We start from the raw sequence: 23,801 nt of genomic DNA on the forward strand, positions 1-23,801 counted from the left end.
TCCCAGAGAAAATAATTCATTTCGCAAAACGGGAGTCACCCACGTTCCATCAGCAAACAGATTCCTGTGTGCCAACCTGCTATTTTCGCAGCTTGAGTGGCATATCTACAAAATTTTTTTGAAGCATCCGGAAAATTGGCTGCTGCGCGTGGCCAGGGCACACCACCAGGCAATTAAAAATCCAGCGGCAAATAGAAAAACACGAAGCGCCCCGCCTCGATATCCACCATCAGCGTGGCGCCGCGGTACAGGGCGTAATCGACATAACCCGGCACGGCACTGCCCTGGTGGCATTCGCTGGCATGCTGCGGCGATTCGAAATCACGGTCGCGGTCGTACCACGAAAGCAGCATGCATTCGCCCAGGCGGGCGCGGGCTTCAGACTCGGCCAGACGCATCGCAGCGAGGTAATCGGCAAGGGGTGGTTGAGGCGCCAGCTTCACCACGGTCACAGCAGAAAAATCTGCTGCCGCAGGCACGTCACAGGCAGACGACACGAGCTTTCGGGTTGCGTTCACCCCCGTACAGGCTCCAGCGAGGCATCCAGGTTGAGGTCATCACAATGTTCAAAAAACTCATCGCGCAATTTGGCGATTGAGGTTCCGCCAGGCACCCCCACGGTCATGTGCACGGCAAACATCGGGCTGCCGGTATGGGGCGCGGGATAGGTATCGGTTTCCAGCTCCTCGATATTGATGCCGCTGGCGGCAAAGAACCGCGCCAGATTATGCACGATGCCGGGGTTATCGAGCGCGACCACTTCCACCAGGTAGGGCACGGCGGGGACATGCTGCTCGCGCTCCCGGGTCCACTTGTGGACGATGGCCAGGTCCAGTTCCACGCCCAGCGGTCCAAGCCGGCTCTCCAGCGCGGAGAGCGCATCCTTGCTGCCGGTGACGCGCATGATCAGGGCAAATTGCCCGCCCAGCACGCCCATGCGGCTTTGCTCGATATTGCAGCCGCTGGCGGTGATCTGGCTGGTGAGCTTTTCCACCAGGCCAACCCGGTCTTCGCCGGAAGCGGTGATTGCAAGACATTCGTTAGCAACAGGGGTGGTCATGATGAATTTCCGTGCGAATTGGGATGCGCCCAGTATAAACCCAGAAAATCCATTTGGGCGCAGGCCGGGCTTTCTCGCCGGACCGAGAGGCGAAGCATCCATTCCCGGCGGGGATGCCCGACAGGTGAGCCATTCAAATTCATTAACCTTGAAAAAGCAGATAGCCACAGAGAACACAGAGTTCACAGAGAAAAATCAGCATGTTACATCTTGTTTGTGGCTCACCCGGGGGGCGATGATTGGCAAGCGTGGACAAGCTCCTGGCTTCTCTGTGCTCTCTGTGAACTCTGTGGCTTGAACTGAGGTTTTCAGGATCAACGCTTTGTTTAACGATCAAGTCCTGAACTTGCCGGTTTCAGTTTTGACGCTGTTCGCCAGCATCGCCATTTCGCTGGCTGAACCCGACATGCGCGAAGCTGCCGCGTGCGTTTCTTCAGTCATCTGGGAAACCTGTTCGACATGACTGGCAATCTCGTTGCTCGCCGCGCTCTGTTCTTCCATGGCAGCCGAGATATCAGTGATGGAAACACCGACCTGATCGACGAACAAGCGAATATTCCCGATAGCATCTCCCGCCTGGCCTGCGAGCCGGACGCCCTCGTTCACACGAGATACCCCATCCGCAATGGACTCGACCGCACGCGAGGTGCCACCCTGTATGGCACCGATCATGCGCGCAATATCCGCCGTGCTGCTTGATGTCCGCTCCGCCAGCTTGCGAACCTCATCCGCGACCACGGCGAACCCCCTGCCCTGCTCGCCTGCCCGGGCCGCCTCGATGGCCGCATTCAGGGCCAGCAGATTGGTCTGGTCGGCAATTTCCCTGATGGATTGAACAATGGACGAAATCTGGTTTGAATGCTCGCCCAGTTCCGCGACAATGTTCGAGGACGTCTTGACGGCGCTGGCAATCGATTGCATGTCGGAAACCACGCGCAGGATAACCTCGCCACCCTCGATTACCGTCTCCATCCCGGATTTTGCCGATAAACGCATTCCTTTCGTGGTTTCGCTGATATGGGCAATACTGACTGTCATCTCCTCAACCGCGGAGGCCATGGCCGAAGCCGCCTCGCTCTGTCCCCCCGCAGTGCCGGACAATTCTTTCGCCGTCCCGGCGATTCCATCCGCCGAGGTAAACGACTCTTCCGCCATGGCGCCGATCTGCTTCATGCTGCTGCCAATTTCGCTCAGAAAACGGTTGATATCTTCGGACAGCACGCCAATTTCATCCCCGGTCGAGGCATCGAGCCGAATGGACAAATCGCGGTTCTCGCTGATGGTGCCGATGGACCGGCCCAGGCCAGACAGGCGGCGGGTAATGCCTGTTGCGACAACATATCCGACGATAAGCACAAACAGCAGCATTCCTGTTCCAATCAGGGCAGATGTCATCAGGCTATTGCGCGCCGCTGTGGTATTGGCGGTGGCCATATCCAGAAGTCCCTGGGCCAGCATGTTTTCGATTTCATGCAGGGCATCGATCCGGGCGCTCGAAGCGGCGAACCATTTTTCAGCATTGATTCCGAAACCGGATGTTTTCAGCAAGCCCAGGGTACGCGCCTTCGCGACCTCATTGAATGGCGCACCGTCCTGTTTTGACACCAGGGCCGACAATATATTTTCAGGCGCCCAGCGGGCGAATTCGGCCTGCAACTCTTTCTGGGCTGCGATCTGGCCCACCCATTTATCATGCTGTTCCGCCTCGATGCTGTCGGCGAAAAAAACGGCCGTCATTAATGCGCGCTCCTGTCCGGCCTGCTCCTTCATGGCGAGAAAGCTCATATAGGAACCAGCCAGCCGGGACATGCCCGCATCATTAATGCTCTGGCTGACAACGGAAGGGATGATCCCGAGAACCGTTTTTATGGTGCCCGTGAAATATTCCGCAACCAGCGGCGCGCCAATCGAGAAAGCATCCGCGCTTTTCCGGGTATCAGGAAGTTTCTGCAACGCCGCATCCGCATTTTCCACGCCGCCGGAAATGGCGGATGATTTCGCTTCCGGCATCATGGCGGCATAGGTTTTGTGAATTTTTTCGATCGAAGCCTCCGTCTTCGACCGCCAGCCGGGCAGCGCCGAAGCGAACAACTTGCCCTGGCTGCTGACAAAACTCACCGTGGCACCGCGCTCCCGTTGAAGGTCATGCGCCATCGGTCCGGCATCGATAAGCAATGTGATCTGCTCACTCATGATTCGCATGTGGCGCCATTCATTCCATGAATGGTAAACATGGGTACCGGCAAACCATGTCATACCCAGCATGGGCACAATGGCAAGCAAGGCGATCTTGTGCGCAATTTTCATCCATAACTCCGATTCATGAGATTGTCCTGCGTTGCGCCGATTGCGCGTGATACGTCCTGGGTACATTCACACAGAACGTCCTTCCTCCAGGCACTGCGCGGATTATGCGGAGAAGCCAATGATCGGCATTTTGGCGCGATCAGCCATGAACAAGGAGGAAAGACACGAACAAATCCGGCTATATGTTTTTTTTATGACCGGACACAAGGATAACACTGACATGGCAGCATGGGTATAACTGATGAGTATCCAAGCGTCATGCTGCTTCAGCGGGTTCGCAGGCAGCGGATCCCTGAACACTCCCCGCTGGATATCGGGTGTTACTGCTGCCGGTTCCACCAGTCGTCGGTAGCACTCTCATGCAAGCCCCTGCTCGCCCGCGACACGAGCCAGCCGACATAGAACAAAGCCTCGAACATCAGGAAAGCCATCCCCCACAGCAACACGCTGCCAAGTGAATAATCGCCCACCTCGTCCACCCCCCAGGCCCGGGTTGGATTGATCCAGGAGACCACCAGCGGCCCGATGAGCGGTCCCAGCAGACAAGCCAGTGCGGCCAGCACCAGCATATCGCGCAGCAATATCTTCCGGTTCGGCAAGGAATTCATGAGGGATTTTTCAGTATCGGCCGGGGACATGGGCTACTTTCCGAGATCCAGAAAGGGGTTGATGGAGAAATATAAAATAATGGCAATCACCGCCATATAGGCAAAGAAGCGCAGGGGATGCGCCTGGATCACGTCCACCAGGGTGCGCTGTTTTCCTTCCCGGCACAGCTGCTCGTATTCCGCTCTTGCCCGCGCCTGACGCTCGCGCTGATAGTCCGCAATCAGCGCCCGCGCCTCTTCCAGCCGGGAATCGTCCGGTAGCCAGATGGCCGCAGCGGAAAGGCCCCAGTTACCCGCGGGGGTTTCACTGAACTCCACGCTGCTGGCTTTGAGCAAGGCGCGCACATCCTCCGCCTCATCGTCGGGCACGCCATTCAGGGGGAAAAGTTTGATTGCCATGGCGCGGCGCGTCGTATCAGGATGGCGCCAGCACAGAGATGCGTACATCGCCGATCGTAACCACCTGGCCCGCGCGAATCTTGCAGGTCTTGCGCAACTCCACTTTTCCATCCACCGAAACTTCTCCGGCAGCGACCAGCTGCTTGCCCATGCCGCCGCTGTCGCAGGCACCCGTCAGCTTGAGCAGGTTGTCGAGTTCGACGAATTCGCGAGTGAGAATAAATTCATGTTCTTGCATGGGGTCCTTGAGTTCGGGTTAGTTGAGGCCTGAGCATCTTAGCACTACGGCAAGAGTGTTAAAATGGCAGTCTATTCCGCATCTTCAGGATCCCGCAGTGAACTTCATCATTCCCGAAATCAAGCCCGAACAGTCCATCGAGCTTTTGAAAGAGCTGCACATCCTGACGCGCGACGGCAAGCTCAACCAGGACAGCCGGCGCAAGCTGAAGCAGGTTTATCACCTGTTCAACTTTATCGAGCCGCTGCTGAGTGAAGTCCTGACACAACAGGAAACCCTGACCCTGGCCGACCACGGCGCGGGCAAGTCCTATCTCGGCTTCATCCTTTACGACCTTTTTTTCAAGGCCAGACAGACAGGCCACATCTACGGCATCGAAACCCGCGAGGAACTGGTATCAAAATCGCGTGAACTGGCCGAGCGTCTGGACTTCGGGCGCATGTCATTCCTCAACCTCTCGGTTGAAGACTCCATTCATTCCACAGCGTTGCCGGAAAAATTCGATGTCGTTACCGCGCTGCACGCCTGCAATACCGCCACCGACGACGCAATCAAATTCGCCCTCGACAAAAAGGCCAGATTCATCGTGCTGGTGCCCTGCTGTCAGGCCGAGGCCGCCGCGCTGATGCGCAAGAATAAAAACCAGTCCTTCTCCCGGACGCCGCTTTCCGAAATCTGGCGCCACCCCATCCACACCCGCGAATTCGGCAGCCTGATCACCAATGTGCTGCGTTGCCTGCAACTTGAGTCGCATGGCTACCAGGTCACGGTGACCGAACTGGTCGGCTGGGAACATTCGATGAAGAACGAGCTGATTGTGGCCCGCTTTACCGGCACGCCAAGGAAAAATGCACAGGAAAGACTGGAACACATCCTGCATGAACTGAATCTGGACGAACTAAGAGGCCGCTTCGTTTATCCTAGAAAAAGCAGTTAACCACGGAGTTCACGGAGAACACGGAGTAAAAATAATAGATAGCATGATATTTGGCATTCACCCGTTGGATGAGGTCATAAATTTCCGCAAACAGCCTTTCTCTGTGTTCTCCGTGCCCTCCGTGGTTATCGAACTGAGGTTTTTAGGTTTATTGATTCGAAGCCGCCCCTTTCAAACTCAATTCAAAACACACAAGGTTTCAAACATGAACGAAGTCAAACACGGGCCCCGCTTCTGGATCGGCAACGGCCTGCTGGCCCTGGCCCTCACCTCCCTGTTTTTCATGGGCCCACTGTCCGAAAGCCTGGGTGTATGGGCCATGGTCCTGTGGATGATCCTCGCCGGGGTGGGAATGTATTTCCTGATGACGGACAAGGGCGGGGAGCCGGGAATGCCTGATTAACCAGGCGATTGCGGAAAAACCTCGCTGTAGGCCTGCACGCTGGCATAGGCCAGCACCGGGAAAACGACAGGGAACAATGGCAGGAAAAGCAGTATCGCCGCAAGCATTGTGACGGAAAGCAACACGCCCCAGGCCAGCATCGGCAAGAAACTGGAAAACACCGCCTTCACACTCGCGCTGACCGCTCCAGCCAGATTGGCGCGCCGGTAAAACAGCAGCGGCACGGCAAATGCAGACGTGGCGAAGATGATGAAAGCCAGCAGCAGCCACATCAGGCCGCTGAAAAACAGGAATGGCAGCGTATCCCCATCTCCCGCCAGGCCCGCGGCGAATTCCGCCAGCCCCATATCCGGGGTGATGCCAAAATAGAGACCGTAGACGATGCCCGCATCCGTCAGCCAGATCAGGAAAACAAACATCTCGACCAGGGCAATCACCCAGAGCGCGGGCGGTGCAAGGCGGAACCCCGCGAAGAAGTCCCCCAGGCGTACCGGCTTTTTTGCAGCGGCATGGCCGGAAACATAAAAAAATCCGCACAGCAAGGCCGGTCCGATCAGCATGAATCCACCCGCCAGCGGCACCATCAGCGGCGCAAGTCCCGCGCTCACCACCCCCGCGAACTGAAACAGGCCCAGCAGCGCGAATATCCCGGCATAAATCGCGCTCAAACCCTTTACCTGCAAAAAAGTCTGCCACCCTGCACGTATCCAGCAGGGCAAACGGCCAAGTCCGATTTTGTTTGGTGCCAGATTATTCAAGAAACACCTTCTCAATCAGTTCAGGAAAAAGGGGAAAGCCCGGAACCAGGATGACATCAGAAAAAAGAAAGGCGCAGTCCCCTGCGCCTTTTTATCTACCCTTTACAACATTTATCCACTTCCTGCCGCTTCAACCAATGAACCGCCTCCGCAGGGGATACCCCCAGCCCGAAGCACTGTTCAATCTGTTCAAGAGATGGCCCTCCGGCATCGTACACGCCAATGTTGAAAATATGCCGGTACCAGCGATCAAAAATCTTTTCCCACTGCTCCCGGGACATTGTCATTACGTCCATCTTCAGCTCCTTGATTGGTCACGGAAAACACCTGAAAAACTGCCTCTTGCCAGATGCATATTCATGCAAAATCAATAACTTGCCGGCCCATTCAGGCAAAATATCAAACAGCAGCAATACTACCCAAAATTTGCCTTCCGGTGAAATATTTCTGCCACATTCAGTCCCAGCTCAATGCACCGCCGGTCTGATACTCGGTCACCCGCGTCTCGAAGAAATTCTTCTCCTTCTTCAGGTCGATCATCTCGCTCATCCACGGGAACGGATTGGTCGCGCCGGCATACTGCTCGTCCAGCCCGATCTGCTGGCAGCGGCGGTTGGCGATGAAGCGCAGGTATTCCTTGAACTGGGCGGCATTCAGGCCCAGCACGCCGCGCGGCATGGTGTCCTCGGCGTAGCGGTATTCCAGCTCCACGCCCTTCCGGATCAGGCCAGTGATTTCGTTGCGGAATTCGGCGGTCCACAGACCGGGGTTTTCCAGCTTGATGGTGTTGATCAGGTCGACGCCGAAATTGAGGTGCATGGACTCGTCGCGCAGGATGTACTGGTACTGCTCGGCGGCGCCGGTCATCTTGTTCTGGCGGCCCAGGGCGAGGATCTGCACGAAACCGACATAGAAGAAGATGCCTTCCATGATGCAGGCGAACACGATCAGGGACTTGAGCAGCTTCTGGTCGTTTTCCGGCGTGCCGGTTTTGAATTCCGGGTTGGTCAGGGTATCGATGAAGGGAATGAGAAACTCGTCCTTGTCGCGGATCGAGGGGATCTCGTGATACATGTTGAAGATCTCGCCCTCGTCCAGCCCCAGGCTTTCCACGATGTACTGGTAGGCGTGGGTGTGGATGGCCTCCTCGAAGGCCTGGCGCAGCAGGTACTGGCGGCATTCCGGCGCGGTGATGTGGCGGTAGGTGCCGAGCACGATGTTGTTGGCGGCGAGGGAATCGGCGGTGACGAAGAAACCCAGGTTGCGCTTGACGATCAGGCGCTCGTCCTCGGTCAGGCCGCCGGGGTCTTTCCAGGTCGCGATGTCGCGGCTCATGTTCACTTCCTGCGGCATCCAGTGGTTGGCGCAGCCGGCGAGGTATTTTTCCCACGCCCACTTGTACTTGAATGGCACCAGCTGGTTGACGTCGGCAGTGCCGTTGATCACGCGCTTGTCCTCGGCGCGCACGCGGCGGGTGTCGTGAATGCCGGTCAATGCGGAGGAATGCACTTCCTGCGGCGCAGCGGGCGGCATGCCGCCAAAGCGCGCAGCCTGGGCGAACAGGTCCGGGGTATGGTCTTCTTCAAAATTCAGCATGTTTTCTTTCTCCTGGTACCTATCTTTTTTCGTGAAAAGCCGCGGTGGAGCCTGATGGGTATCGCTGCGCTCCACCCATCCTACTTTGCGGGCTTTCTCCTCTTCCATTGTTCGCGGCTCCCGCGCCGTCCTTATCCCCCAAGACCAGCGCGTAGGGGCGAATTCATTCGCCCGTACCCGGCTTGGCATGGGCGAATGAATTCGCCCCTACGGACTCGTCATCCATTTCTTACTGGCAGGCTTCGCATTCCTCGAAACCTTCATCGCCGGGGCGCATGGTGCATGCCTTGCCGGCAATTTCCGGCTCCGGCAGATTCATTGCACCCATGCCGCCGCTTAAGCCCCCGCCAACCGGCACCGCGTTGAGTTCCCCGCCCTTGCCGGTGGATTTCTCGGCACTGGTGGCGCCCAGGGTGCGCAGGTAGTAGGTGGTCTTGAGGCCGCGCAGCCAGGCCAGCTTGTAGGTGTCGTCGAGCTTCTTGCCGGAGGCACCGGCCATGTAAATGTTGAGACTCTGCGCCTGGTCGATCCACTTCTGGCGGCGCGAGGCGGCTTCCACCAGCCACTTGGGCTCCACTTCGAAGGCGGTGGCGTAGAGCTGGCGCAGTTCCGCAGGCACGCGGTCGATTTTTGCCAGCGAGCCGTCAAAGTATTTCAGATCGCCGATCATCACCTCGTCCCACATGCCCAGCTGCTTCAGGTCGCGCACCAGGTACTGGTTGGCCACGGTGAATTCGCCCGAGAGGTTGGATTTCACGTAGATGTTCTGGTAGGTCGGCTCGATCGAGGCCGACACGCCGACGATGTTGGCGATGGTGGCGGTCGGCGCGATTGCCAGGCAGTTGGAGTTGCGCATGCCGTGTTTCTTGATGCGGCTCCTGAGCTTGTCCCAGTCAAGGGTGACGGACTGATCCACTTCCAGATAGCCGCCGCGCTGCTCCAGCAACAGCTGGTTGCTGTCGTGCGGCAGGATGCCCTTGTCCCACAGGCTGCCGCTGAAGCTGCTGTAGCGGCCGCGCTCCTGGGCCAGCTCGCTGGAAGCCCAGTAGGCGTAATAGGCCACCGCTTCCATGGAGCGGTCGGCGAATTCCACCGCCGTCTCGGAGCTGTAGGGAATGCGCAGGCTCAGCAGGCAATCCTGGAAACCCATGATGCCCATGCCCACTGGACGGTGCTTGAGGTTGGAATTGCGCGCCTTGCCCACGGCGTAGAAGTTCACGTCCACCACGTTGTCCAGCATGCGCATGGCGGTGGCGATGGTGCGCTTGAGCTTGTCGTGATCGAGCTGGCCGTCTTTCAGGTGATTCACCAGATTCACCGAACCGAGGTTGCACACCGCGATCTCGTGCTCGTTGGTGTTGAGGGTGATCTCGGTACACAGGTTGGAGCTGTGCACCACGCCCACGTGCTGCTGCGGGCTGCGCACGTTGCACGGATCCTTGAAAGTGATCCAGGGATGGCCGGTTTCGAACAGCATGGAGAGCATCTTGCGCCACAGTTGCAGCGCGGGAATTTTCTTGAACAGCTTCAGTTCGCCGCGCGCGGCCTTGTCCTCGTAGGCGGTGTAAGCGGCCTCGAAATCCATGCCGAAACGGTCGTGCAGGTCGGGCACGTCGTTGGGCGAGAACAGGGTCCAGTCCTGGTTTTCCATCACGCGCTTCATGAACAGGTCGGGAATCCAGTTTGAAGTGTTCATGTCGTGGGTGCGGCGGCGGTCGTCGCCGGTGTTCTTGCGCAGTTCCAGGAACTCTTCCATGTCGAGGTGCCAGGTTTCCAGGTAGGCGCACACCGCTCCTTTTCTTTTACCGCCCTGGTTCACCGCCACGGCGGTGTCGTTGACCACCTTGAGGAAGGGGATCACGCCCTGCGATTTGCCGTTGGTGCCCTTGATGCGGGCGCCCAGCGCGCGCACGTTGGTCCAGTCGTTGCCCAGGCCGCCGGCGAACTTCTGCAGCATGGCGTTTTCCTTGATGGCCTGGTAGATGCCGTCGAGGTCGTCGGAAACGGTAGTCAGGTAGCAGGAGGAAAGCTGGCTGTGGCGCGTGCCGGAATTGAACAGCGTGGGTGTCGAGCTCATGAAGTCGAAGCTGGAAAGCACGTTGTAGAACTCGATGGCGCGCGCTTCGCGGTCGATCTCGTTCAAGGACAGGCCCATCGCCACGCGCATGAAGAAGGCTTGCGGCAACTCGATGCGCGACTCTTCGATATGCAGAAAATAGCGGTCGTACAGGGTTTGCAGGCCGAGGTAGCCGAACTGGTTATCGCGCTCCACCTTGAGCGCGGCGCCCAGGCGCGCCAGATCGAACTGTTGCAGCTTCTCGTCCAGCAGTTCCGCCGCCACGCCTTTCTTGATGTATTCCGGGAAATATTCGGCATAGCGCGTGGCCATGTCGCTCTGCGGCACTTCCTCGCCCAGCACTTCGTGGCGGATGGTGTTGAGCAGCAGGCGCGCGGTGACGAAGGAATAGGCCGGCTCCTTCTCGATCAGGGAGCGCGCGGAAAGGATCACGGACTTGCGCACCTCGTCCATCGGCACGCCGTCATACAGGTCGCGCAAAGTCGGCTCGATGATGGCCTTGGCGCTCACCTGCTCGCCCAGGCCGATACAGGCGGATTCCACCAGGGTGGCCAGTTTTGCCGCGTCGAGCGGCACGCGCACGCCGTTTTCAACGGCATGCATCGTGGCTTCGGCCGTTGCCGGCGCCTTTGCCGCGGCCTGGGCGCGTTCCTGGGAGCGCTTCTCGCGGTACAGCACGTAGGCGCGCGCCACGTCGTGCTCGCCGGAGCGCATCAGGGACAGTTCCACCTGATCCTGGATATCCTCGATGTGGAAAGTGCCGCCGTGCGGCTGGCGGCGCATCAGCGCATTCACCACCGCCAGGGTCAGCGCTTCCACCTGCTCGCGAATCCGCGCCGAAGCCGCAGCCTGGCCGCCATGGACGGCGATAAACGCTTTGGTCATGGCGATGGCGATCTTGGCCGGCTCGAAAGGAACCACCCCGCCATTGCGGCGGATGATCCTGTAATCGGCGTAGGAAACTTCCGCAGCGGACGAGGCAGCCTGGGCGCCAAAATTCGAAGCCGGGAAGGAAGGGCTAGAAATAGTATCAGTAGCCAGTTGCATAGGGTTGAATCCTCCTTGTTTTTGTTCGTTTTACGAACAGGTTATCCGGCTCTTATCCACAACATATCCAGTGAGATATCCACAACATATTGTGTTTGGCCATTAATATTTCACTAATTCTAGTGAGCAGGTTGACAAAATGCAACTTTATTTTCACATTCATCCGTCATCGCCCGAACCCTTCATGGCGCCCCTGGCATGCGGTTGTAAATCACGCCCCGGCGGGCTAATCTGGGCCTGCAAACTCAGCCGGACGCTGGCAAAGCCTGGACGACAGCTACAAGGTGAACGCACGCATCATCACTGCCAGCCTGGACAAGGCGGTCAAGCTGCCGGTCAGCGCCCTGTTCCGCGCCGGGGACCAATGGGCGGTATTCGTGGTCAGCGATGGCAGGGCGGCAAAAAGAATCGTGAAACGTTCCCGCCGCGGCGCAACGGAAGCAGTGGTGCAGGAAGGATTGAAGGTAGGCGAGAAAGTCATCGTCCACCCAGGCGACAGCGTCAGTGACGACAGGCAGGCCATGGAGCGCCAGAAATAACCACAAGGCGGAAGCTTGCCGCGGAACAGGATATGGCGTTTAATCCATCCATCATAATTCCATGTAGGATGGGTGGAGCGCAGCGCAACCCATCAACCGATGATAAAAAAACGACATACTGAAACCGATACAAACGGCAACACCATGGAGGACCCGACGAGGGGAATGACAATGGGGAGCGGTGATGATGGGTTACGCTGCGCTCCACCCATCCTACACAAGCTTGTTGAAGCTGCGACGATCCTAGTTCTTGCAGGATGCGTACCGATTCCCCCTCGCCCAATTCCCATATCTGATGTGCCTACTATTACGAGCACCTCATGCAATGTCACCTTTGTCCGTAAGAAGCAGCTCGCTGGATCCGCGCCAAGTCATTTCATTTCGTTGGACAAGCTGACCGTAGCATCACTCGAGGTTGGCGAGTACACCACATTCCCTGTTACGGAAGGTCGTCACTCGCTTGCCGTGACATGGCGAGTCGGAGATAAACTTTTCGGCGTTGGAGGTTTTGGAGCAGGTGCGGCGGCCTTGGTATGGAGTCCATATACAAAATCAGTTGAACTGGATTGCAGACCACCAGTTAATTACTTTTTCACGATCACTTCAAAAGCATTTAGCTTGGACGAGAATGACCGCGTGGAGCTCAAACATGTCGAACAGCTTGACGGAGACTTCATTCTTGAGCGAAATAGATATATCGCACCTGGCTCACATTGAGCCCGCGTAGGATGGGTGAAGCGCAGCGCAACCCATCAACCGATGACAAAGCGGCATGCCGAAACCGACACAAACAACCACACCATGGCGAAATCTATGCGGGGAATGACCATGGTGATACGTGATGATGGGTTGCGCTACGCTCCACCCATCCTACAGGCCTTGGAACAAACGCCAACCCCATGACCGACTACCGTCGCAATTTCATCCCTGGCGGGAGCTACTTTTTCACTGTCGCCCTGGCGGAGAGGTCAGGCCGTCTGTTGACGGACAACATCGAATTGTTCCGGCACGCGGTGGTGGATGTGAAACGTGAATTGCCTTTGGGTCTGATTGCCATGGTGGTGTTGCCGGAACATCTGCATTGCGTGTGGACCCTGCCCGCAGGCGATGCCGACTATCCGACGCGCGGGAAGAAGATCAAGGCGGCTTTCTCGCGCGGCTTGCCCAAGGAAGAGCACCGCTCGGCGAGCCGCGCTGCGAAAGGCGAACGTGGCATCTGGCAGCGCCGCTACTGGGAGCACACCTTGCGCAACGATGATGATCTGCGCCGGCATGTGGATTACATTCATTACAACCCGGTCAAACACGGCCATGTGCGTTGCGTGAAGGAATGGCCGTATTCGTCTTTTCACCACTATGTCCGGCGCGGGGTATATTCCGAGGATTGGGCGGGGGGCGGGCTTGGCTTGGGGAATGATTATGGGGAGATGGGGTGATGATGGGTTTCGCTGCGCTTCACCCATCCTACATGCGCCGGCATTAAGGCTTACGATATGGCCATGAACCTGACCATTCAGAGAGCAACCATCAGCGATGCGCCCGGAGTAGCCATCATGGCTGGCGAACTGCTGAATGAAATCATGAGTACGATTGGCGTACAGGCCTTTAATTTCAGCCTTGAAGAAACCACGGCCAGGCTCAAGGATTTCATCGCGCGGGAGAAATATTTCGTGTTTGTTGCCCTGAGCGGAGATGCCGGGCCGCTCGGCTTCATTGCGCTGACTGAAAGCCACGCCTTGTATGCCGAAGGGGCCTTTGGCACCATCCCGGAGCTTTTTGTCCGTCCGGAATTTCGCTCGCAAAACGTGGGGCTGCGCCTGGTGGAACAGGCCAGGATTTTCGGCGCTGCGCGCGGCTGGAAGCGCCTGGAAGTGACCACCCCGCCCCTCCCGCAGTTCGACAAAACACTGGCGTTTTACGAGCGCGAGGGGTTCGCCATTACGGGTGGGCGCAAGTTGAAGGTGGTTTTGTGAACAGCCTTTCCTTGCCCTGGGCGTTGGACTTTTGGAGCAGGGAATGTTGACATCCATCGCCGTCGAAAGGGAGTGACGCCATGAGCAAGAAATCCTTTCCGCTCTCCAAGGTTTATGGCCTGCTTGAGCCGGGGCCGGTCGTCATGATTACGACCGCTGTCGATGGACGCACGAATATCATGACCCAGTCGTGGCACACCATGATCGAGTTTGAGCCGCCGCTGGTGGGTTGCGTCATCAGCAATCGCAACCACTCCTTCGGTCTGCTCTTGGCAAGCAGGGAATGCGTCATCAACATCCCGACCGTGGAGATCGCCGAAAAGGTCGTGGGATGCGGCAATACGTCGGGGGCGAGCATCAACAAGTTCGAGAGGTTCGGCCTCACGCCCAGGCCAGCTGCGCTGGTCGGCGCGCCGCTCATAGCCGAGTGCCATGCCAATCTCGAATGCCGGGTGGCCGACACCAGCATGGTGGACAAATACGGCCTGTTCGTCCTTGAGGTCATCCAGGCTTGGATCGACCCTGCGGTAAAAAACCCGAAGACGATTCATCATCTTGGCAGCGGCAATTTCATGGTTGCCGGTGACAGGATCAAGCTGGAATCAGGGATGAAGTAGCGCCAGAATCCCTCCCTTCCGCGTCCAATGCCTCTATAATTGGCCCTTGATCCAATCTTCGCCTGCGACCATGAAAAATACCGCGACCCTGCTGATCAGCTGCCCCGACCGCAAAGGTCTGGTGGCGACCATCGCCGAATTCCTCTACCGCCATAACGCCAACATCCTGCATGCCGACCAGCACCAGGATAGCGAAAACAAGCTGTTCCTGATGCGGGTGGAGTGGGACCTGGAAGAATTCAATCTCGAAATTTCCGATTTCGAGCGCCTGTTTGCGCCCATCGCCGCGCAGTTCGAGATGCAGTGGCGGCTGGCCCTTTCCAGCCACCGCCCGAAAGTGGCGATTTTCGTCTCGCGCTACGACCACTGCCTGGCCGACCTGCTCTACCGCCATCAGGCCGGTGAGCTGCACTGCGAGATTCCGCTCATCATCAGCAACCACGCCGATAACAAGTGGCTGGCGGATGCCTACCACATCCCATTCCAGCACATCGAGGTACTCAAGGACTCCAAGGCTGAGGCCGAGAAAACCCAGCTCGCCCTGCTGCGCCACCACCATGTGGAACTGGTGATACTGGCCCGCTACATGCAGGTGCTGTCGCATGACTTCATCCGCCACTACCCTAACCGCATCATCAATATCCACCACTCCTTCCTGCCCGCCTTCAACGGCGCCAAGCCCTACCACCGCGCGTTCGAACGGGGCGTGAAGCTGATCGGGGCGACCAGCCATTACGTGACGGAAGTGCTGGACGACGGCCCGATCATCGAGCAGGACGTGGCGCGGGTTTCGCATCGCGACTCGCTCGACTACCTGATCCGCAAAGGCGCGGATCTGGAGAAGATCGTGCTATCGCGCGCCGTGCGCTGGCACATCGAGAACCGCGTGCTGGTCTATGCCAACAAGACGGTGGTGTTTGATTGATTGACTGTAGGGTGCAATAACCAGCGGGCATTGCACCCTACTGCTGACCGCTAACTGCTTACCGCTTCCAGATACCGCTCCCACGCGAACAGCGGCCCCGGGTCGGTCTTGCGGTCGGGCGCGATGTGGTGGTGGCCGGTGATGTCCTCGATGGGGTAGGCCTGTTTCAGCGCCTTGGTCAGTTCGGCCAGTTTCTCGTACTGAATATCCTCGTAGGCATCGAAATCGCTGCCTTCCAGTTCGATGCCGATGGAAAAATCATTGCAGCGCTCGCGCTCCTTCCATCTTGAAATGCCCGCGTGCCAGGCGCGCAGGTTGCAGGAAACGAACTGGATGATTTCACCGTCGCGGCGGATGAAAAAATGGCTGGATACCTTCAGGTCTGCAATCGCACGATAATATTCGTGGGCACCGGGATCGAGGCGGTTGGTGAAGAATTCGATCACGCCATCCCCGCCGTATTCGCGTGGCGGCAGGCTGATGTTGTGGATCACCAGCAGGGTAACCGGCTCTTCTGGAGGCCGTTCATCGAAGTTGGGGGAAGGGATGAAGCGCACCCCTTTCAAAAATCCTGACCGATCTATTTCCACTATTCACTCTCTCAATCTGACAAAAACGCATTTAGCGCAAGGGACTCGAAAGCCGCTATCAGGCGCATTATATCCCGCCCGGGACGGTGTTATAATCGCGGCACTTCAATCAACCGGTCCGCCCTCCCCATGATTTTCGCCGAACTTTTTCTTATGCTCGTCATCATCCTCGTCGCGGCGGAAGTGTTCACCAACGCGCTCGAACATCTGGGCGAAAAGCTGAAAATTTCCGAAGGCGTCACCGGATCGCTGTTCGCCGCGGTGGGCACGGCCTTGCCGGAAACGCTGGTGCCGCTGCTGGCGATTTTCGCCGGCACCACCAGCGCCCACGTCAACGAGGAAATCGGCGTCGGCGCGATTCTGGGCGCGCCGCTGATGCTTTCCACTCTTTCCATTTTCCTGATGGCCATGGCCGTGTTGAAGAAACGCGGCTGGCAGGGTCATCTCACGCCGGAGCACACCGGCCTGACGCGCGATCTCAACTTCTTTCTCGCCGCCTTTTCGCTTTCCGCCATCGCCCTGTTCGTGCCGCATGAAACCCCGCTGTTCCGCGCCCTGCTGGCTTTCGCCATGGTGATGATCTATTTCATCTACATCATGCTCACGCTGCGCGCCTCGGCACACCTGGTCAAGGAAGGCCACGCCACGGAAGCGGAAGGCAAGATGATGCTGTGCAAGCTCGGCCTGCCGGAAAACATGCTGATCATCCTGGTCCAGATGGCACTGGGCCTGGGCCTGCTGGTGGCGGGCGCCAAGGGCTTCATTCACGGCGTGGATGGCGCCTCGCAAATCCTCGGCATTTCGCCCCTGCTGCTGTCGCTGCTGATCATTCCGATCGCCACCGAGCTGCCGGAAAAAGTCAACAGCATCCTGTGGATCCGCCGCCACAAGGACACCCTGGCCTTCGGCAACATTACCGGCGCGATGGTATTCCAGGGCACCCTGCTGCCGGCCATCGGCATCATGCTCACCCCCTGGGCGCCGCAGCGCGAGGTGCTGGCCGGCATCATCATCACCCTGATCGCCGCCACCTGGCTGCGCTGGATGTCCTCGCGCGGCCAGCTGCGGGTCTGGCACCTGGTCTTCAATGGCGCGCTGTATGTGACTTACCTCGGTATCGTGCTGGCTTGAGTATGGTGAGCGGTAAGCGGTGAGCGGTGAGCGGTAACTGCTCACCGCTTACCGCTCGCTGCTCACTGTCCTCCCTCACCCTTTACCCTCGGCCCGGCTCGCGCTAAGCTGCCTCTTCCTCCACAGGAGAATGCACCGTGCCAAAAAAGTCCCAGCCCCGCGACAAAGATAGCCCGCTGAATCTCAGTCTCGATTCGGTCAAGCAATCCCTGACCAATCACCTCATCTTTTCCATCGGCAAGGACCCCATTACCGCTACCGAGCGCGACTGGTTCTTCACCCTGGCCAACGTGGTGCGCGACCGCCTCATCGAGGGCTGGATGGAAAGCATGCGGCGCTACTACATACACGATACCAAGCGCGTGTATTACCTGTCGATGGAATTTCTCATCGGGCGCAGCCTGATGAACAGCGTTCTCAACATAGGCTTCCTGGAGGAATGCCGCCAAGCCTGCATTGACTCGGGAATCGAGCTGGACAAGGCGCAGGAACTGGAATTCGATGCCGCACTGGGCAATGGCGGCCTGGGGCGCCTGGCGGCGTGTTTCCTCGATTCCATGGCGACCATGGGGCTGCCCGGTTATGGCATGGGCATCCGCTACGAATATGGCATGTTCAACCAGAAAATTGAAAACGGCTGGCAGGTGGAGCACCCGGACAACTGGCTGCGTTATGGCAATCCCTGGGAGTTTCCCCGCCCCGAGGTGCTGTACCCGGTCAAGTTCGGCGGGCGGGCAGTGGAATACTGCGACGAAAGCGGCCGGACATGCCACCACTGGATCGATACCGATGAGGTGATGGCGATGGCCTACGACACGCCCATTCCCGGCTTCGGCCTGAAAACGGTCAACAACATGCGGCTATGGTCGGCCAAGGCCTCGCGCGACTTCGACCTCAAGTATTTCAATGAGGGCAATTACATCAAGGCGGTGGAGGACAAGAACGAATCGGAAAACCTTTCCAAGGTCCTCTACCCCAACGACACCACTGCCATGGGGCGCGAACTGCGCCTGAAGCAGCAGCATTTCTTCGTCAGCGCCTCGCTGCAGGACATCCTCTACCGCTACCGCAAGCATCACAAAGCTTTCGAGGAACTGCCGGACAAGGTGGCGATCCAGCTCAACGACACTCACCCGTCTATCGCCATCCCGGAACTGATGCGCCTGCTGATGGACATTCACTGCCTGGACTGGAATCAGGCCTGGGACATCACCACCCGCACCTTCGCCTATACCAATCACACGCTGATGCCGGAAGCGCTGGAAACCTGGCCGGTAAGTCTGTTCGAAGCCGTGCTGCCGCGTCACCTGCAGATCATCTATGAAATCAATCACCGCTTCCTGCAGGATGTGATCCACCGCTTCCCCGGCGACAGCGAGCGACTGAAGCGCATGTCCATTATCGACGAAACCCATGGCCGGCGCATACGCATGGCCCACCTCGCCATTGTCGGCAGCCACCACGTCAACGGCGTGGCGCAAATCCATTCCGAGCTGATGAGAACCACCATTTTTGCCGATTTTGACAGCTACCACCCCGGCAAACTGACCAACATCACCAACGGTATCACACCGCGCCTGTGGCTGAATCAGGCCAACCCCGGTCTGGCTCAACTGATTACCCGCCACATCGGCAAAGGCTGGATCACCGATCTGGCGCAATTGCGCAAACTGACTCCGCTCGCCGACGACCCTGCCTTCCAGGCCGAATTCCGCGTCGTCAAGTATGCCAACAAGGAAAAACTGGCCGCCATCATCGCGCGCAAGCTGAACCTCGAAATCAACCCGGGCAGCCTGTTCGACGTGCAGATCAAGCGCATCCACGAATACAAGCGCCAGCTTCTCAACCTGCTGCATGTCATCACACTATACAACCGCATCCGCTCCAGCCCGGCGCTGGAAGTGGTGCCGCGCACCGTGATTATCGCCGGCAAGGCAGCACCGGGCTACGCCATGGCCAAGCTGATTATCAAGCTGGCCAACGACGTGGCCGACATCGTCAACAACGATCCGGCCACGCGCGGTTACCTGAAAGTGGCCTTCCTGCCCAATTACGACGTATCCAGCGCGAGCGAAATCATCCCCGCCGCCGATCTGTCAGAACAAATCTCCACCGCCGGCACCGAAGCCTCCGGTACCGGCAACATGAAGCTGGCGCTCAATGGCGCGCTGACCATCGGCACGCTGGACGGGGCGAATATTGAAATCATGGAGGAAGTGGGGCGCGACAATATTTTCATCTTCGGCCTCACTGCGGAGGAGGTCGCCAGGGCGAAAAGTTCGGGCTACAACCCGTGGGAACATTACCATGGCAACGAGGAACTGAAGTATGCGCTCGACATGATCGCCTCGGGCTATTTCTCGCCCGGCCAGCCCGACCGCTTCCAGCCGATTGTGCACACCCTGACCAGGGAAGGCGACCATTACCTGCTGCTGGCCGATTATGCGGCCTATATCGCCGCACAGGATGAAGTGGATGCGCTCTACCGCCATCCCGCGCAATGGACGCGACGCGCCATCCTCAACGTGGCGGGCATGGGCAAATTTTCCAGCGACCGTACCATCGCCGAATATGCGGAAAAAATATGGGACGCAAAACCCGTGCTTTAACGTGAAATCCGCACAGCGAGCCTGCGCCCCTCTTTTCTGTTAAAAGAGATAGCCAGAGCACTCGTTGCCATCCGGTCACAACAGGTTTAATGTAATCTGATTACGCTAACTTACTTACTCTAAAACCAGTTTCGGGGATCAAAATGTCACAAGGCACAACAGTCACGCTTGACGGCAACGAAGCTGCCGCCTATATCGCGCACCTCACCAACGAAGTCATCGCCATCTACCCGATCACCCCCTCCTCGCCGATGGGCGAATATTCCGATGCCTGGAGCGCAATGGGGCAAAAAAATCTGTGGGGCACCGTGCCCGAGGTGATCGAACTGCAGAGCGAAGCCGGCGCCGCGGGCACCATCCACGGCGCCTTGCAGACCGGCGCGCTGGCGACCACCTTCACCGCCTCGCAGGGCCTGCTGCTGATGATCCCCAATATGTACAAGATCGCCGGGGAACTCACGCCCTTCGTCATGCACGTCGCGGCGCGCTCGCTGGCGGCGCAGGGGCTGTCCATTTTCGGCGATCACAGCGACGTGATGGCGGCGCGCGCCACCGGCTTCGCCTTCCTGAGTTCCAATTCGGTGCAGGAAGCGCAGGACATGGCGCTGATCGCACAGGCCGCCACGCTGGAAGCGCGCGTGCCTATCCTGCATTTCTTCGACGGCTTCCGCACCTCGCACGAGGTGGCAAAAATCGAGCAGGTGCCGCTTGAAACCGTGCGCGAGATGATTTCCGACGAGCTGGTGAGGGCCCATCGCGCCCGCGCGCTCTCGCCTGAGCACCCGGTGGTGCGCGGCACTTCGCAGAATCCGGACGTGTATTTCCAGGCGCGCGAAACGGTCAACCCCTATTACGACCTCATGCCCGGCATCGTGCAGTACGAAATGGACCGGTTCGCCCAGCTCACCGGGCGCCAGTACAAGCTGTTTGAATATACCGGCGCGCCGGACGCGGAGCGGATCATCATTCTCATGGGTTCCGGCGCCGAAGCCGTGGAAGAAACCGTGCAGCACCTCACCGCGCGCGGCGAGAAGGTCGGCATGGTCAAGGTGCGCCTGTACCGCCCGCTCGACCCTTCGCGCCTGATCGACGTGCTGCCCGCCAGCGTCAGGAAAATCGCCGTGCTCGACCGTTGCAAGGAACCCGGCGCGGATGGCGAACCGCTTTACAAGGATGTCATCACCGCGCTGGTGGAGCATGGCGACGATGACGGCCACTTCACCACCCTGCCGCGCGTGGTGGGTGGGCGCTACGGCCTGTCTTCCAAGGAATTCACGCCGGGCATGATCAAGGGCATTTTCGACGAGCTGTGCAAGGACAAGCCCAAGAACCATTTCACCGTCGGCATCATCGACGACATCACCCACACCAGCCTGCCGTGGGATGCGAATTATCGCGTCGATGCCGCCCAGGGCGTGATGCGCTGCATGTTCTACGGGCTGGGCAGCGACGGCACGGTGTCGGCCAACAAGAACACCATCAAGATCATGGGCGAGGAAACCGAGCTCTACGGCCAGGGCTATTTTGTCTACGATTCGAAAAAAGCCGGCGCGATGACCACCTCGCACCTGCGTTTTTCTCCCCAACCGATTCACTCCAGCTACCTGATTGGCGTCAATGAAGCCAATTTCGTCGCCTGCCACCAGCCGGTGTTTCTGGAGCGCATCGAGATGCTGGAGAACGCCGCCGAGGGCGCGGTCTTTCTACTCAACTCGCCCACCGCAGCGGACAAGGTATGGAGCACCCTGCCGCGCAAGATGCAGCAGCAGATCATCCAGAAGAAATTGCAGTTTTACACCATCGACGCCTACGCCGTGGCCCGCGCCACCGGCATGGGCACGCGCATCAACACCATCATGCAGGCCTGCTTCTTCGCCATTTCCGGCGTGCTGCCGCAGGACGTGGCGATAGAAAAAATCAAGATCGCGGCGGATAAAACCTATGGCAAAAAAGGCCGCGCCATTGTCGAAGCCAACTGGAAGGCCATTGACGAAACCGTGGCCAACCTGCACCAGGTCCAGGTGCCAGACGAGGCCAGCAGCAGCTTCGAAATGGAAGACCACATCCCGGCCAACGCCCCCGAATTCGTGCGCCGCGTGAGCGGAGAAATCATGCTCGGCCGCGGCGACCTGATCCCGGTATCCCTCATGCCCGCCGACGGCACCTGGCCGACCGGCACCGCGCACTTCGACAAGCGCAACCTGGCGCAGGAAATCCCGGTGTGGGACGCCGAGCTGTGCATCTACTGCGGCAAGTGCCCCTTCGTCTGCCCGCATACCGCGATCCGCTCCAAGGTCTTCCCGGCTGATCTGACCAAGGATTCTCCACCCACCTTCAAGCACATCCAGATCAAAGGCAAGGAATTCGAGGAAGGCATGCACGTCAGTTATCAGGTCGCACCGGAAGATTGCACCGGCTGCGGGCTGTGCGTGGACATCTGCCCGGCCGTGAGCAAGGTCGACGGCCACAAGGCGCTGGAAATGCGCCCGCAGGCGCCATTGCGCATGCAGGAACGGGAGAACTTCGAGTTCTTCCTGAAGCTGCCCGAGTTCGACCGCACCAAGCTGCGCACCTCCACCATCAAGGGCGCCATGGTGATGCAGCCGCTGTTCGAGTTCCCCACTGCCTGCGTCGGCTGCGGCGAAACACCCTACATCCGCCTCGCTACCCAGCTGTTCGGGGACAGAATGGTGGTCGCCAACGCCACCGGCTGCTCCTCCATCTACGGCGGCAACCTGCCCACCACGCCCTACAGCAAGAACTCCGAGGGGCGCGGCCCGGCATGGAACAACTCGCTGTTCGAAGACAATGCCGAGTTCGGCCTGGGTTTCCGCGTCACCATCGACAAGCATGCCGAATATGCGCGTGAGCTGCTGGAAAAAATGCAGGATTCGATCGGCGCGGAACTCGTCAGCGCCATCATCGCCGCGGACCAGTCCGGCGAGGCCGGCATCCAGCAGCAGCGCGAGCGCGTGGCGCAGCTCATGGCCAAACTCAAGGAAATCGATTCCGCCGACGCGCGCAACCTCGCCAGCGTGGCGGAAAACCTGGTGAAGAAAAGCGTGTGGATCATCGGTGGTGACGGCTGGGCCTACGACATCGGCTTTGGCGGCGTGGATCACGTGCTCGCCTCGGGCCGCAACGTCAACATCCTGGTGCTCGACACCGAGGTGTATTCCAACACCGGCGGGCAAGCCAGCAAGGCCACGCCGCACGGCGCCACCGCCAAGTTCGCGGCCAACGGCAAGCCCACCGGGAAGAAGGATCTGGCCCAGATCGCCATGAGTTACGGCCATGTGTATGTCGCCCACGTCGCCTATGGCGCCAAGGACATCCACACCCTGAAAACCTTCCTCGAAGCGGAATCCTTCGACGGCCCCTCGCTGATCATCGCCTACAGCCCGTGCGGCGAGCACGGCTACGACATGGGCCAGCAGCACCAGCAGCAGGAGCTGGCTGTTGCTTCCGGCCACTGGCCGCTGTTCCGCTACGACCCGAGGCGCGAGGACGAAGGCAAGAACCCGCTGGTGCTGGATTCGAACAAGCCGTCCGTTCCTTTCCTCGATCTGATCAAGAGCGAATCGCGCTTCCGCGGCTTGCTGAAACAGGTTGAAGAGAAGGGCGAAGGTATAATGGACGCTTATCAGACAGAGATCGAGCAACGTTTCAAGCTATACCAGCACATGGCCGATGAAGGCTTCAACCCGAAAGACCCCAATGCGGCAGCAAAGGCCAAGGACAATGATTGAAGAGCGCCTGATCGAGATCGAAAGCAAAATCAGCTATCAGGAAGACACTATTCAGGAATTGAACAAGGCCGTTTATCAACAGCAGAAGCAGATAGACCGGCTGGAAGCGATTTGCTCGTCGCTGATCAATAACGTCCGTGACATCTCGGATGCCATGGCCGAGAACAGTGTCGCAAACGAAAAGCCGCCGCACTATTAGTGAAACAACTGGAAAAAAGGTCATCAATGGCTGGCATGC

24 protein-coding genes are annotated in these 23,801 nt (G+C 58.6%); 13 read left to right on the forward strand and 11 right to left on the reverse strand.

The window, feature by feature from the left end; all coding sequences use genetic code 11:
* Positions 1 to 173: 173 nt before the first annotated feature.
* Both WC392_14255 and WC392_14260 read right to left on the reverse strand, forming a co-directional pair.
* Positions 174 to 518 carry an AF1514 family protein gene (locus WC392_14255; protein ID MFA5243527.1) on the reverse strand — a complete coding sequence of 115 codons (345 nt, stop codon included), beginning with the start codon at positions 516 to 518 and terminating at the stop codon, positions 174 to 176.
* Positions 515 to 1,060, reverse strand: a complete 546-nt coding sequence (locus WC392_14260; protein ID MFA5243528.1) for an ACT domain-containing protein — start codon at positions 1,058 to 1,060, stop codon at positions 515 to 517. Before WC392_14260 ends, WC392_14255 begins: the two co-directional genes overlap by 4 nt.
* Between WC392_14260 and WC392_14265 the strand changes: the two genes are divergently transcribed.
* Complete coding sequence (locus WC392_14265; GenBank protein ID MFA5243529.1) at positions 1,059 to 1,358, forward strand: hypothetical protein; 300 nt, start codon at positions 1,059 to 1,061, stop codon at positions 1,356 to 1,358. The genes WC392_14260 and WC392_14265 overlap by 2 nt on opposite strands.
* Before the next feature lie 35 nt (positions 1,359 to 1,393).
* Here the strand turns inward: WC392_14265 and WC392_14270 are convergent, their stop codons facing one another.
* The 4 genes from WC392_14270 to WC392_14285 all read right to left on the reverse strand — a co-directional run bounded on the left by WC392_14270 (position 1,394) and on the right by WC392_14285 (position 4,612).
* The gene (locus WC392_14270) at positions 1,394 to 3,367 is read right to left on the reverse strand and encodes a methyl-accepting chemotaxis protein (GenBank protein MFA5243530.1); all 1,974 of its coding nucleotides are present in this window, start codon (positions 3,365 to 3,367) and stop codon (positions 1,394 to 1,396) included.
* Between the two features lie 320 nt (positions 3,368 to 3,687).
* Positions 3,688 to 4,005, reverse strand: a complete 318-nt coding sequence (locus WC392_14275; protein ID MFA5243531.1) for a hypothetical protein — start codon at positions 4,003 to 4,005, stop codon at positions 3,688 to 3,690.
* A gap of 3 nt (positions 4,006 to 4,008) precedes the next feature.
* Positions 4,009 to 4,374 carry a DUF6164 family protein gene (locus tag WC392_14280; GenBank protein MFA5243532.1) on the reverse strand — a complete coding sequence of 122 codons (366 nt, stop codon included), beginning with the start codon at positions 4,372 to 4,374 and terminating at the stop codon, positions 4,009 to 4,011.
* Positions 4,375 to 4,390: 16 nt separating this feature from the next.
* Positions 4,391 to 4,612, reverse strand: a complete 222-nt coding sequence (locus tag WC392_14285) for an RNA-binding S4 domain-containing protein (protein ID MFA5243533.1) — start codon at positions 4,610 to 4,612, stop codon at positions 4,391 to 4,393.
* A 97-nt stretch (positions 4,613 to 4,709) separates the two neighbouring features.
* On the opposite strand from WC392_14285, the gene WC392_14290 reads away from it, so the two are divergent.
* Positions 4,710 to 5,549, forward strand: a complete 840-nt coding sequence (locus WC392_14290; GenBank protein MFA5243534.1) for an SAM-dependent methyltransferase — start codon at positions 4,710 to 4,712, stop codon at positions 5,547 to 5,549.
* Between the two features lie 205 nt (positions 5,550 to 5,754).
* On the forward strand, positions 5,755 to 5,952 hold the full coding sequence (locus WC392_14295) for a hypothetical protein (GenBank protein MFA5243535.1): 198 nt from the start codon (positions 5,755 to 5,757) through the stop codon (positions 5,950 to 5,952).
* On the opposite strand, the gene WC392_14300 is transcribed toward WC392_14295, so the two are convergent.
* The 4 genes from WC392_14300 to WC392_14315 all read right to left on the reverse strand — a co-directional run bounded on the left by WC392_14300 (position 5,949) and on the right by WC392_14315 (position 11,430).
* Entirely contained in the window at positions 5,949 to 6,620 is a 672-nt protein-coding gene (locus tag WC392_14300; protein MFA5243536.1) for a DUF2189 domain-containing protein, read from the reverse strand. The genes WC392_14295 and WC392_14300 overlap by 4 nt on opposite strands.
* A 185-nt stretch (positions 6,621 to 6,805) precedes the next feature.
* On the reverse strand, positions 6,806 to 7,006 hold the full coding sequence (locus tag WC392_14305) for a hypothetical protein (GenBank protein MFA5243537.1): 201 nt from the start codon (positions 7,004 to 7,006) through the stop codon (positions 6,806 to 6,808).
* A 160-nt stretch (positions 7,007 to 7,166) separates the two neighbouring features.
* Positions 7,167 to 8,243 (reverse strand): ribonucleotide-diphosphate reductase subunit beta, encoded by a 1,077-nt coding sequence (locus WC392_14310; GenBank protein ID MFA5243538.1) that lies wholly within the window; start codon positions 8,241 to 8,243, stop codon positions 7,167 to 7,169.
* Positions 8,244 to 8,535: 292 nt separating this feature from the next.
* Positions 8,536 to 11,430 (reverse strand): ribonucleoside-diphosphate reductase subunit alpha, encoded by a 2,895-nt coding sequence (locus tag WC392_14315; protein ID MFA5243539.1) that lies wholly within the window; start codon positions 11,428 to 11,430, stop codon positions 8,536 to 8,538.
* 284 nt (positions 11,431 to 11,714) lie between these two features.
* On the opposite strand from WC392_14315, the gene WC392_14320 reads away from it, so the two are divergent.
* From WC392_14320 to purU, 6 genes are all read left to right on the forward strand, one after another.
* Entirely contained in the window at positions 11,715 to 11,969 is a 255-nt protein-coding gene (locus tag WC392_14320) for a hypothetical protein (GenBank protein ID MFA5243540.1), read from the forward strand.
* Between the two features lie 72 nt (positions 11,970 to 12,041).
* On the forward strand, positions 12,042 to 12,686 hold the full coding sequence (locus WC392_14325) for a hypothetical protein (GenBank protein MFA5243541.1): 645 nt from the start codon (positions 12,042 to 12,044) through the stop codon (positions 12,684 to 12,686).
* 182 nt (positions 12,687 to 12,868) lie between these two features.
* Positions 12,869 to 13,405 (forward strand): transposase, encoded by a 537-nt coding sequence (locus tag WC392_14330; protein MFA5243542.1) that lies wholly within the window; start codon positions 12,869 to 12,871, stop codon positions 13,403 to 13,405.
* 63 nt (positions 13,406 to 13,468) lie between these two features.
* The gene (locus WC392_14335) at positions 13,469 to 13,942 is read left to right on the forward strand and encodes a GNAT family N-acetyltransferase (protein MFA5243543.1); all 474 of its coding nucleotides are present in this window, start codon (positions 13,469 to 13,471) and stop codon (positions 13,940 to 13,942) included.
* An 80-nt stretch (positions 13,943 to 14,022) separates the two neighbouring features.
* Positions 14,023 to 14,559: a flavin reductase family protein gene (locus WC392_14340; GenBank protein ID MFA5243544.1), complete on the forward strand. Its 537-nt coding sequence runs from the start codon at positions 14,023 to 14,025 to the stop codon at positions 14,557 to 14,559.
* Positions 14,560 to 14,629: 70 nt separating this feature from the next.
* Complete coding sequence (gene purU / locus WC392_14345) at positions 14,630 to 15,484, forward strand: formyltetrahydrofolate deformylase (protein MFA5243545.1); 855 nt, start codon at positions 14,630 to 14,632, stop codon at positions 15,482 to 15,484.
* 50 nt (positions 15,485 to 15,534) lie between these two features.
* On the opposite strand, the gene ampD is transcribed toward purU, so the two are convergent.
* A complete protein-coding gene (gene ampD, locus WC392_14350; GenBank protein ID MFA5243546.1) occupies positions 15,535 to 16,074 on the reverse strand; it encodes a 1,6-anhydro-N-acetylmuramyl-L-alanine amidase AmpD in 540 nt (179 codons plus the stop codon).
* A 129-nt stretch (positions 16,075 to 16,203) separates the two neighbouring features.
* On the opposite strand from ampD, the gene WC392_14355 reads away from it, so the two are divergent.
* From WC392_14355 to WC392_14370, 4 genes are all read left to right on the forward strand, one after another.
* Positions 16,204 to 17,205 (forward strand): sodium:calcium antiporter, encoded by a 1,002-nt coding sequence (locus WC392_14355; GenBank protein MFA5243547.1) that lies wholly within the window; start codon positions 16,204 to 16,206, stop codon positions 17,203 to 17,205.
* 137 nt (positions 17,206 to 17,342) lie between these two features.
* Positions 17,343 to 19,814: a glycogen/starch/alpha-glucan phosphorylase gene (locus WC392_14360; GenBank protein MFA5243548.1), complete on the forward strand. Its 2,472-nt coding sequence runs from the start codon at positions 17,343 to 17,345 to the stop codon at positions 19,812 to 19,814.
* A gap of 143 nt (positions 19,815 to 19,957) precedes the next feature.
* Positions 19,958 to 23,563 (forward strand): pyruvate:ferredoxin (flavodoxin) oxidoreductase, encoded by a 3,606-nt coding sequence (gene nifJ / locus WC392_14365; protein MFA5243549.1) that lies wholly within the window; start codon positions 19,958 to 19,960, stop codon positions 23,561 to 23,563.
* On the forward strand, positions 23,556 to 23,762 hold the full coding sequence (locus WC392_14370; GenBank protein MFA5243550.1) for a SlyX family protein: 207 nt from the start codon (positions 23,556 to 23,558) through the stop codon (positions 23,760 to 23,762). Before nifJ ends, WC392_14370 begins: the two co-directional genes overlap by 8 nt.
* The last annotated feature ends 39 nt before the right edge of the window (positions 23,763 to 23,801 follow it).

The organism is Sulfuricella sp., assembly GCA_041651995.1.
Lineage (GTDB): Bacteria > Pseudomonadota > Gammaproteobacteria > Burkholderiales > Sulfuricellaceae > Sulfurimicrobium.

Excerpts from the sequence above, each read along its gene's own strand:
- WC392_14370 (MFA5243550.1), top strand. The coding sequence starts at position 23,556 with ATGATTGAAGAGCGCCTGATCGAGATCGAAAGCAAAATCAGCTATCAG.
- WC392_14285 (MFA5243533.1), bottom strand. The coding sequence starts at position 4,612 with ATGCAAGAACATGAATTTATTCTCACTCGCGAATTCGTCGAACTCGAC.
- WC392_14260 (MFA5243528.1), bottom strand. The coding sequence starts at position 1,060 with ATGACCACCCCTGTTGCTAACGAATGTCTTGCAATCACCGCTTCCGGC.
- WC392_14295 (MFA5243535.1), top strand. The coding sequence starts at position 5,755 with ATGAACGAAGTCAAACACGGGCCCCGCTTCTGGATCGGCAACGGCCTG.
- WC392_14310 (MFA5243538.1), bottom strand. The coding sequence starts at position 8,243 with ATGCCGCCCGCTGCGCCGCAGGAAGTGCATTCCTCCGCATTGACCGGC.
- WC392_14270 (MFA5243530.1), bottom strand. The coding sequence starts at position 3,367 with ATGAAAATTGCGCACAAGATCGCCTTGCTTGCCATTGTGCCCATGCTG.
- WC392_14265 (MFA5243529.1), top strand. The coding sequence starts at position 1,059 with ATGATGAATTTCCGTGCGAATTGGGATGCGCCCAGTATAAACCCAGAA.
- WC392_14330 (MFA5243542.1), top strand. The coding sequence starts at position 12,869 with ATGACCGACTACCGTCGCAATTTCATCCCTGGCGGGAGCTACTTTTTC.
- purU (MFA5243545.1), top strand. The coding sequence starts at position 14,630 with ATGAAAAATACCGCGACCCTGCTGATCAGCTGCCCCGACCGCAAAGGT.
- WC392_14315 (MFA5243539.1), bottom strand. The coding sequence starts at position 11,430 with ATGCAACTGGCTACTGATACTATTTCTAGCCCTTCCTTCCCGGCTTCG.
- nifJ (MFA5243549.1), top strand. The coding sequence starts at position 19,958 with ATGTCACAAGGCACAACAGTCACGCTTGACGGCAACGAAGCTGCCGCC.
- WC392_14335 (MFA5243543.1), top strand. The coding sequence starts at position 13,469 with ATGAACCTGACCATTCAGAGAGCAACCATCAGCGATGCGCCCGGAGTA.
- WC392_14305 (MFA5243537.1), bottom strand. The coding sequence starts at position 7,006 with ATGGACGTAATGACAATGTCCCGGGAGCAGTGGGAAAAGATTTTTGAT.
- WC392_14280 (MFA5243532.1), bottom strand. The coding sequence starts at position 4,374 with ATGGCAATCAAACTTTTCCCCCTGAATGGCGTGCCCGACGATGAGGCG.
- WC392_14340 (MFA5243544.1), top strand. The coding sequence starts at position 14,023 with ATGAGCAAGAAATCCTTTCCGCTCTCCAAGGTTTATGGCCTGCTTGAG.
- WC392_14355 (MFA5243547.1), top strand. The coding sequence starts at position 16,204 with ATGATTTTCGCCGAACTTTTTCTTATGCTCGTCATCATCCTCGTCGCG.
- WC392_14275 (MFA5243531.1), bottom strand. The coding sequence starts at position 4,005 with ATGTCCCCGGCCGATACTGAAAAATCCCTCATGAATTCCTTGCCGAAC.